General features: G+C 55.7%; 11 protein-coding genes and 1 pseudogene. 6 read left to right on the forward strand and 6 right to left on the reverse strand.

The window, feature by feature from the left end; all coding sequences use genetic code 11:
- Nucleotides 1–63: 63 nt before the first annotated feature.
- The 3 genes and pseudogenes from M1B35_RS30170 to M1B35_RS30180 all read left to right on the forward strand — a co-directional run bounded on the left by M1B35_RS30170 (nucleotide 64) and on the right by M1B35_RS30180 (nucleotide 1796).
- Nucleotides 64–682: pseudogene (locus M1B35_RS30170) on the forward strand (phage terminase large subunit family protein).
- Entirely contained in the window at nucleotides 621–1460 is an 840-nt protein-coding gene (locus tag M1B35_RS30175; protein WP_268263879.1) for a phage portal protein, read from the forward strand. Before M1B35_RS30170 ends, M1B35_RS30175 begins: the two are co-directional and overlap by 62 nt.
- 78 nt (nucleotides 1461–1538) lie before the next feature.
- Complete coding sequence (locus M1B35_RS30180) at nucleotides 1539–1796, forward strand: Ogr/Delta-like zinc finger protein (protein WP_268263869.1); 258 nt, start codon at nucleotides 1539–1541, stop codon at nucleotides 1794–1796.
- Here M1B35_RS30180 and M1B35_RS30185 read toward each other — a convergent pair.
- The 6 genes from M1B35_RS30185 to M1B35_RS30210 form a co-directional block, all read right to left on the reverse strand.
- Nucleotides 1769–1978: a hypothetical protein gene (locus M1B35_RS30185; protein ID WP_268263870.1), complete on the reverse strand. Its 210-nt coding sequence runs from the start codon at nucleotides 1976–1978 to the stop codon at nucleotides 1769–1771. The two genes, M1B35_RS30180 and M1B35_RS30185, sit on opposite strands and share 28 nt — an antisense overlap.
- 172 nt (nucleotides 1979–2150) lie before the next feature.
- Entirely contained in the window at nucleotides 2151–2393 is a 243-nt protein-coding gene (locus M1B35_RS30190; protein ID WP_268263871.1) for a hypothetical protein, read from the reverse strand.
- Between the two features lie 61 nt (nucleotides 2394–2454).
- Complete coding sequence (locus M1B35_RS30195; RefSeq protein WP_268263872.1) at nucleotides 2455–2706, reverse strand: hypothetical protein; 252 nt, start codon at nucleotides 2704–2706, stop codon at nucleotides 2455–2457.
- 17 nt (nucleotides 2707–2723) lie between these two features.
- On the reverse strand, nucleotides 2724–3116 hold the full coding sequence (locus tag M1B35_RS30200) for a hypothetical protein (protein WP_268263873.1): 393 nt from the start codon (nucleotides 3114–3116) through the stop codon (nucleotides 2724–2726).
- 21 nt (nucleotides 3117–3137) lie between these two features.
- Nucleotides 3138–4043: a hypothetical protein gene (locus M1B35_RS30205; RefSeq protein ID WP_268263874.1), complete on the reverse strand. Its 906-nt coding sequence runs from the start codon at nucleotides 4041–4043 to the stop codon at nucleotides 3138–3140.
- The gene (locus M1B35_RS30210) at nucleotides 4043–6733 is read right to left on the reverse strand and encodes a toprim domain-containing protein (protein WP_268263875.1); all 2691 of its coding nucleotides are present in this window, start codon (nucleotides 6731–6733) and stop codon (nucleotides 4043–4045) included. The genes M1B35_RS30205 and M1B35_RS30210 overlap by 1 nt, the downstream gene beginning before the upstream one ends.
- 342 nt (nucleotides 6734–7075) lie before the next feature.
- On the opposite strand from M1B35_RS30210, the gene M1B35_RS30215 reads away from it, so the two are divergent.
- Genes M1B35_RS30215 through M1B35_RS30225 form a run of 3 tightly spaced genes read left to right on the forward strand, consistent with a single transcriptional unit; the run spans nucleotide 7076 to nucleotide 9087 of the window.
- A complete protein-coding gene (locus M1B35_RS30215; RefSeq protein ID WP_268263876.1) occupies nucleotides 7076–7315 on the forward strand; it encodes a helix-turn-helix domain-containing protein in 240 nt (79 codons plus the stop codon).
- A 4-nt stretch (nucleotides 7316–7319) separates the two neighbouring features.
- A complete protein-coding gene (locus M1B35_RS30220) occupies nucleotides 7320–8363 on the forward strand; it encodes a phage integrase (protein ID WP_341870171.1) in 1044 nt (347 codons plus the stop codon).
- Between the two features lie 10 nt (nucleotides 8364–8373).
- Nucleotides 8374–9087, forward strand: a complete 714-nt coding sequence (locus tag M1B35_RS30225; protein WP_268263878.1) for a hypothetical protein — start codon at nucleotides 8374–8376, stop codon at nucleotides 9085–9087.
- Nucleotides 9088–9376 lie beyond the last annotated feature (289 nt).

Below are 9376 nucleotides of genomic sequence, written 5' to 3' on the forward strand. Positions count from 1 at the left end.
CTGGTCGGGGCAGTCCTTCAAGTATCAGGCGACCAGGTCAAGAAGCTCACAGAGCGCTTCAACGTGCAGCACATCGGTATCGATACGACCGGCATCGGTTACGGCGTATTCGACCTGGTGCGCGACTTTCTACCCGCGAGCGACCTCGATCCATTACAGCCTGGAGAACGAAAACCTTCTGGTGCTCAAAGCCCAGGACACGATCCAGGGCAGCCGGATCGAGTGGGACGCCGGCTGGACCGACATTGCCCAGGCCTTCTTGACGATCAAGCGCGGCACCACCGGCAGCGGCCAAGTCACCTACAGCGCTTCGCGCACCGACGCCACCGGCCACGCCGATATCGCGTGGGCAATCATGCATGCACTGCACAACGAACCTTTGAACACTAACAAGCGGCGCCGTAGCCGCTACGTCACGAGTGGAAACAATGCCCAAGCCTCGACACAAAAAACGCCCGGTAGTCCAGCAGGCGCGACAGCAACAGCCCATGCGGGCGTTCACCTTCGGCGAGCCCGAGCAGGTGCTGTCGGGCAACATCGGCGAGTACCTGGGGGTGTTTCTCAGCGACGACGGCGAGATCTACAAGCCGCCAGTGTCGCGTGCGGGCCTGGCCAAGCTGCTGCGCGCCAACGCGCACCACGGCGCCATTCCAAAGTTCAAGCGCAACTTGCTGTTGCGTGAACTCATCCCTTCGGCCGGCTGCAGCGCGCAGACGATGGGCTGCGCGGGCCTGGATTACATGGTGTTCGGCGAAGCCTTCTTCTACCGCGACACCAACGCCTTTGGCCAAGTCCTGGAGCTGCAGCACCTGGCGGCAATCAATATGCGGGTAAAGGTCGATGGCGGCTTCCGGATGCTGCTGCCCGAAAACAAGTTCATGGACTTTGACCAGGATGAGATCGAGCACGTCCTGGACTACGACGTGGAGCAGAACATCTACGGCGTGCCGGACTACCTGGGCGGCATGCAGGCGCTGTTACTCAACGAGGCCGCGACCCTGTTCCGCCGGCGCTACTACAGCAACGGGGCCCACGCCGGTTACATCTTCTACACCAACGACCCGGACCTGACCGAAGAGGACGAAGACAACTTGCGTGCGCAGATCAGCTCCAGCAAAGGCGTGGGCAACTTCCGGTCGATGTTCGTCAACATCCCCAATGGCAAGGAGAACGCCATTCAGATCATCCCCGTGGGGGACTTCCAGGCGAAGGACGAGCTGGAGAAGGTCAAGAACATCACGCGCAACGACGTGATTGCCGCCTGGCGAATGAACCCGGCACTGGCCGGGATCATCCCGGAAAACAGCGGTGGCTTTGGCGATATCGAGAAGATCGATCGGGTGTACACCAGCAACGAGATCAGGCCGATCTGTCAGCTGTTCAACCAGGTCAATGACACGTTGCGGGAGGATCGGCGGATTGCTTGGAGAGAGCCCGCGGCTACAGATCAAATCACTTGATATAGAGGCTGTAACTCAATGAAAGCACTACATGTTGTGGCAAAATAGTACCTGAATAGGACCCCTGGGGAGGGATGCATGAGAGTTATCTGCAAGTGTGGGCACAAGGGACGAATAGGGCACAGCGAGGCGCTTTCCCCTGACTTCAGGAAACTCTATTGCCAGTGCCTGGACGTACACTGCGGGCATTCTTGGGTTGCTCACCTGACTTTCTCGCATACCCTGAGCCCATCGGCGAAGTCGGTTGACTCCCTTCTGTTCGACCGACTCCGCGAGTTACCTAAAGCACAGCAGCGGTTGCTGTTCGATCAACTAGGGGCTTTGCCCGCCTCATAGTCCCCGAGTGCTGCTACGGCGCTTTCAATTCGATTTATGGCAGCAATGCCTACCTCAAGCAGTCCTGCACGGCCTTCGTCGCTCAGTTGGACTCCAGCAGATGAGATTTCGACGATCATGTGCATGATGGTGGCCGCGCCCTGCAGCTCGCCGCGAATCTCCGTGATGTTCAGGTTTTTCATTTACTACTCCTTGAATGAGGTTGCCTGAATTGGCGGGGCGGGAGTTTGGGAATTGAGTGGCAATAAGCTATCAGCCAGAACTAGGAAGGGCGGCCGAAGCCGCCCCCTTGTTCCATCCGGCCTTGGCTGCTAAAGCCCAGCGGAATGACAACCGATAATCACCATAACGACCTCAGTTCAAAGTTGGTTTGAGAACAGGCCGCGCCAATAGCTCGGCCAGCAAGGTGGTATCGCTGGTAGACAGGGCGCCCAGGCGCTCGGCCTGAGCTGCTAGGGCTTCAAGTTGGCAGCGGGAGTCAGGCGTCTTTTGCACCTGGTATTCAATCAATGCCTTGCCAACCATTACCAGGGCCAGCTGCCGATCTGGTGCTGTGGTAGCCTGTGCCGCGCTACCGCTTGGATGTATCGCTTGCATGTGTTGCTCCTTTGCTGGTGGTTGGTGTCGGGGAGGTGCGAACTCCTCGACACCGTCTCTATCACGCCTGCCGCAACAGGCTGGCGGTGAATACCGGGCGCTGTTCACAGCGCACTTCAAATATCCCCAGGTCCTGACCATCTACGTCCAGCAGGTGAACGACGGTGATCTGAGTCGGGGTTTCTTCTGGATGTTCTTGCCAATGCCCGATGGTGGCGAGTTCAGCCAAGTCTTCGGGCGTGCAGAGATCCACGTAGAAGTTGGGTAACTGCAGGCAGCCTTTCAGAGCATTGGCGCTGTAGCGAATGTTCATCCTTTCTCTACTCCTATTCAGGCCACGCGCACTTTGGAGCCGTGCTTGACCACGTAGAGGTCCACATCCTCCATCCGATACCTGCCACCAACACCGCCCCTTACCACATAGCCCTCGGGGCATGGTTCTAACCGAATAGGGAATGGGTGGGGCCAACCACAAGAATTCCCGAACTCGATTTGGGAGTGGTATCTGCTGCCCTCTTTAATGCCGGCGTAAAGCTGCTGGCCGATCACCTGCCCACCAGCAGCCTCTGCCAGGAATGCCTCAAAGATCAGTTGAACAGTGGAGTGCGTGAACCGCTCGCCATCGTTCTGTAGCAGGTCCAGATTGATGCGACCTCGGGCGAAGTCGCGGAACGCCTCAAGTCGTAGGTGGCTTGTCAGCTCGTCTAATTCAGTTTTTTTCATGATGTTGTTCCAGGTTGTCGTTCAGAAAAGGGCGGGGTGCTTACAACGAGTGCAACGGCCCACGAGTTGTTCCAGGTCGCTCCAGTCGCCTGGGCATTCGCAATGATCCAGCGGGTCCGGAGTTGCACTAGCGAAGGGAAAGGACGCCAGTAAGCCGACCAGTACCTGGAACACTTCAGTGCCCAGGTCTGCAGCTGTCAGTTGTCCGAAGTGCAAACCCACCTCGCCCTGGAGCCAATCAGCGCGCTTTGGGTTGGCCATGCAGGCCATGGTCAGCAGTAGGGCGCGGCGCGGTGTGTCCAATGACTGCAGGCGCTTGAGAAGTGGCGAGATTCCCGCTCCCGCGATACTCAGTTCTTTCAGCGTGGTGACCAGCGGGACGGCGGACGACAGTCCGACCAGTTCGACGGCCTGCTGCCAGCAATGGGCAAAGTCCAGAGGCTTGGGGGGCATTTCGGAGCGCGCAGGGGTATTGAGAGCGGTCATTTTTGGTTCTCCTACGTTGAAAACATGCGCAGGGCTGCGGAAGGCCCGGAACATCCGGAACACGGGGCACAAGAAAATTTGAAAGCCTCGCCGTACGGGGCTTCCAGCTTGGTTGGCTTGTTCCGGCTCTACCGGAACATTCCGGAACACACCATTGAGGTAAACGGCGGAGAACCCCGTGGGACGTGGGTTGTAGCGCTGTTCCGGAGAAATTGCTGACCGGAACATTGGCGGAACATGGCGGAACAAATTTGTTCCGGGGCGTTCCGGTTTGTTCCAGCAATGCCGGAACAGATTTATTGAGTTAAATGACTGAATTGATTGAATATTTTTTCTATTAATTTGAATGTTCCGGATGTTCCGGACCTCAACGACTTCTGCGCATGCCTTCGTCTTTTCACTTGGCAGGGCACCCCACCTACTGCAGTTCATACGTTTCATCAGGCATTCCCTCGCTTGCTGAAAAGCCAGCACCAGATAGAGCGTTTCTCCAGCGGTGAACGGACTTTGCGGATCTCTATGAAAGGGTGAGTGGTGCTCTGCGGCAGCGCTCGCCGCAACATGGCCTCGGAGATAACCTCCTGGCCGGCCTGGCGGCATGCCTGCTGGAAGTGCTGAATGTTGATGGCGATCACTTGCCGATCGTTGCTGTGGTTCAAGGTTTCGCGGATCTCCTCCCGGGTTCCGTCGCCGTCGGTGATCGTCACCACGTCTTCGTTTAGGTAGTGATAGATCTGCCAAAACTGAGCGGCGGTCGGGTGCTCTGAGCGGCACCGCTGTTGCCTGGCGATCGCTCGCGCCTCCAAGTGCCCGGCCAGACTTTCTGTGTCCCTGTCGGTCCAACTGGGGAACAGCGGCTGGGTCGCGTACGCAGCAGCAAGCACCTGGGCATGGCATAGAACTATCCGAGCCTCGGTCAGGGCACTAATCGACTGCAGACGCGCCTCGTAGCGTGTGAACGCTTCGAAGTAACGCTCCAGCCACTGCTTTTCAAAGGCCAGGACGCGGCGCAGATAGCCTCCCAGTTCTTTGGCCTTCATCGACTTCAACCGATCGGCCATTGGCTTGAGTGCCAACGAGTGGTGATCCTTGGTGCAGTGGAGATGCACGATGCGGGAGAGGATGGCTTCGGACCCGTCCACGCTCTCGTTTTGAGAGATGGCCAAGGCGCCGCGCCAGATGCTGATCCGGGTTTCATTGCCGGCCGTCTTTGCACCAGTCACGCGCAAGGGCGCGTGGTAGTCGAACATCGGCTTAACTTCGTCCCAGGCAAACTGGACCGTGATTGTGCGGCCCTGAGCGTCGTTGTACGTCCGGTCTGATTCGATCAGCACCACTGGTAAGTTGCTGACCTCGGAAAAGGCACGTGATAGGCCCACGGCACTGGCACCCGTACCGCTGGGCTTGATGCCTTCCATGTTGTCGCGGCCGATCATTCGCCATAGAAAGCGCAGCAGTGTGGATTTGCCCGCTCCGGGCTCACCGGTCAGCTCAAGGAACGGGAACGATGCCTGCTGACTGCCGATCTGCTGAACGAACAGTGAAGCCGTCCACCAGGACAATGCAGCCAGACCATTGAGGCTGTGAACCGCTAGGAAGTCGGGGAACCACTCAGCGTCGAAGTCGGCACCGCGTTCGAACTTGGTGTTCACCAGGGCGGTTTTCACGCCGGCACCTTTGACCTCGATGAAACCGTGGCTGTTGACCGGCATCTCTCTGCCGCCGTGAAAGCCGAACTGGGGATAGCAGTAGGTGCCGGAGTCCTCGTCGTAGCCAATGAAAGGAAGGCTGCGCACAGTCCGCACTGGCCGCTTTTCGTCGTTCAGCCATTTGGCCTTGAGCATGGCCAGTTCTCGAGCGCCGCCCTCAAAGTTGCCTCCTGGTGTGAAGTCGAGCATGGCCCGGACAAACCCTCGGGGCTCCGCGATTGCGCTTGATGGCAGCGGAGCCTGGACGCTTCGGGTCCGATCGGGAAACTGGAAGTCGAAGTAGTAGCGCTGTTCTCCGGTGATGATGTCCTTTTCCAGATAGTCCAAGTTGGGGATGCAGTTTGAGATCTGAGCGATCCGCACATGGCGGGCGAAGATCTCGCGGTTGCCATCCACCTTGTCTTCGCCCAGGTCTTTGCTCAGTTCGGCCTGGTTGACGCGGGCCGAATAGAGCTGATTCCGGAATTCCAGCAGGTAGAACCCGGCCGGACGCCTTAGGTACAGCAGGTAAGCGAGTTTGTTTGTGTTCCCAGCGGTGAACAGTTGGCCGCGATAACAGGCGTCCTCTATGAACTTGTCGTTCAGTTCACCATCTCGATACACGTCGTCCCAGTCACGCTGGCCAGCGAGGGCGACCCAACCAATCTCACTCATGCCGCGCAGCATTTTGAGGTATTTGGGGATGTACATATGACCGGCTTTGTCGTCGTCCAGGCCAATGACCCACGTCACTGATGCTCCCTTGTGGGCTTCGACAATCTCCCAGGGGAAGTTCACGCAACTGATCGAAGCAATGGCCTTGTAGCCAGCCAGGTGCAGTGCAATGGCGTGGAAAATCCCTTCCACGACGAACACCCGATCACTTTTATCGATGGTCTGTCCTGGGGGCATCCAGCCGTTGTTCTGGTAACTCATCTTGAACTTGATGCCGGCCTTGTCGCCTTTGTTGGCCGCAACCATGCGTTCGTCGATGATTCGCTCCCAGTAGCCGTTGCAGAGTGGAAACCGGACAGTGTCGGCAACGTCGCCGGACGCCATCTTGCGTCGAGCCTGGCTGTACCAGCCAGACAGCTTGCCAACCTCGAACCCTCGGTTGCGCTGCAAGTAAGCATCGGCCGTGGCATTGGGGTTGGCTTCTGTCGCCGGAAAACGCTCGCTCAGGTTTTCGAATAGGTAGCTGTAACGCTCGCGGGTGTTCTGCTCAAACTGACATTCATTGTCCCGGTTGCACTTCAAGCGGTAGGGCTTGGAGCGACTGATGAATAGCTTTTCCTTACCACAGTTTGGGCACGTTCCTTTCTGCAGGTACTTGTCGCCAATGTCCTTAAAGTCCAACTCCCGGTCGTTCTCCAGGGCCTTAACCACGTCGCTCCGATAGATTTCTTCGAAGTGGTCCCGGGTGATGCGCGTTCTTGCGTTCATTACCGGCCCTTACCGCTGGATGCTTGCAGATGCGTCGAGTACACGTTCTGCTTGCTTAGCGGCTTCCATGGTCATGTGGACCATATTCAGTAGGACAGCTCCCTTCGATCCTTCCTTCTTGGGTCGAATGATGTACTTACCCGATTTGATCTCATTCTCAACTGCACTCGTGGATTGTCCGGAGCGCCGTGTGAACTCCGAGATGGTCATGTATGGCGTGTCGATGACGACCTGCATTCTGATAACCTCACCTTCTGATATTTATGGATATATGGGCCAAAAGTACCCATATGGAACCAATATAAGTACCCATACGGAACCCTGTCAAGAAGGAATCAGGTGATGGAGTTGGCGGAAAAACTGAAGGCGATACGGCTAAAGGAAGGCCTGACCCAGGCCGAGCTGTGCGAGGCCACAGGGATAAGCTTGAGTAGCTACAAAAAATACGAGCTTGCCCTGAGGATTGAGGTGAGTTCGGTTGCATTGCTCAAGATCACCCACCAGCAGCGCTTCAAAAAATACGTGCTTTGGCTGATGACGGGCGACACAGCTCCGGACTGCGGCCAGGTCAGCCCCGTATAACGCCATGTCAATCAAGAAGCAGGAAGACGGGCAGTGGCTTGTGGATTGTCGGCCAGAGGGTAGGGCGGGTCCTCGGATCCGGCGGCTTGTCAAGACGAAGAATGAGGCGATGCACGTGGAGCGTCGCATCATGGGCGACGGCTCAAAAGGAGAGTTTAAAAAACAGCCTAAACTCGATGAGCGGCGCCTCAGCGATTTGGTCAATTTGTGGTTTCGGTTGCATGGCCAGAATCTGAAAACTGGAGAGCAGCGTCAGAGATTGTTGGCGGCAATGGTCGAGAGAATGGGCAATCCCAAGGCAGCCAAATTTACGGCGAATCATTTTGCGGCATACCGTGCTGAACGTGCCGAGGGTCGGCATACGAGAAGCACCCCGGGCCGAGGCTTTAGCAAGAAGAATGGAGAGGTTAAGCCGATCAGCGCCAATATGCTGAACCACGAACTCTCTTATCTGCAGGCAGTATTCAACGAGTTGGAGCGACTTGGGGAGTGGGAGGGCGAAAATCCATTATCCAAGGTTCGCAAGTTAAAGTTTGATGAGGCCGAAATGGCGTACTTGTCAGCCGATCAAATTACAAGCTTGCTTCAAGCCTTGGCTGCTCAAGATTCTGATGTTGAGTTGATCGCAGAAGTATGTTTGGCGACAGGTGCTAGATGGGGAGAAGCAGAGAAACTATTGCCGCGCCAAGTGCGCAATTGTCTAATTCACTACAATAAAACTAAGTCAAGCAAGAATCGTTCTGTCCCGATTAGCCCGGAGCTGCAGTTGCGTCTGAACGCTGCCCTACCTTTTCGACCTGGATACAATATCTTCCGGAAAGTTGTGAGCCAGATTGGGTTGGAATTACCTGAAGGTCAGTTGACGCACGTGTTGCGACATACATTTGGCGCATATTATATGCAAGTTGGTGGTGATATTTTGACCTTGCAGCGTGTTTTAGGTCACGCAACCTTGGCTATGACACAAAAATATGCTCATTTCAGTCCTGGTCATTTGGCCGACGTAGTTAATTTAAATCCGCTATCTAAACGCAATTGTGTCGACTAGGAGCAGGGGCATGACTGAGGAACAAAGCTCGGGTGGGACCGTTTTAGATCAACGTAAGGCGATGTGGAACAGTGGTGAGTTACAAATAAGATTGGTCAGCCAATTGGTGAATCCTGAAGCTATAAAAGCGATCGGCTCTGCTTTGTTCGAGATAGATAATACCGTGAAGTCAGTGTTTCGGCCCGAAGTAGTAAGCCAGATACAGTCTGTTATCCGGCATGTAGATGCCGTGGCAGGCTCGACTCAGTTTGGACAAATGGCGAGGAACATCGAGGCTCTTGGTGGAACAGTCGCGGCCGCTTTGCGATCTCCATTGGTAATGTATTTGATATCTGGCCGTGGGCCTGATCTTGGGTCATTCGTAACTTTAGGTGGTACTGCATCTGTTTCGGTTAATTTGTCCGGCGATGCGAGGGTAGTTACTGCCGCGGAGATCGAACTTGAGCAGCAGATTATCGGGCGCCTAGAGAGTGGCGAAACAGTAGAGTCGCTTACGCTTGCGCAACGGTTACACCTTTTTACCATTTATAAAGCGATCTGTTGGCTCTGTGTTTCTCTTCTCGCTGTAAATGGTGCTCGTGATGATCTTTGTTCGCTACAGCCGAAACTACTTCCAACGATGACGTCTAACCAGGTTGCAAGGGCCGTCAGAAGCACCCTTTGTGATGCACCTTTGGAGTTCCTGAGCCCTTATCGATCTGTGAAGGGCGAGGGGTGCGCTTGAGGACTGAGCCGCAGATGAAAGCTCCATTGGTCAATGTGAATCTTTCGGACAGGACGCTTCTTGAGGTCTTGGATAGCAGTAATAGAGACTGGCTCTACGTTTCAGTAGTCGCAGAGGAGGGTGTTGAAGGCTGGATATCCAGAAAATACACCCACCAAATCTTGCGTTAGATATGGCGTTGTGGACGGTATGTGGACGGTGATAGGCAAGTGATCGCCATAATTGACTGGGCAAGAAAGCCAAAAGCCGCGCAATGCGCGGCTTTCGAATTGGTGGGCCCACACGGACT

Source organism: Pseudomonas morbosilactucae (assembly GCF_023241665.1).
Taxonomy (GTDB): Bacteria; Pseudomonadota; Gammaproteobacteria; order Pseudomonadales; family Pseudomonadaceae; genus Aquipseudomonas; species Aquipseudomonas morbosilactucae.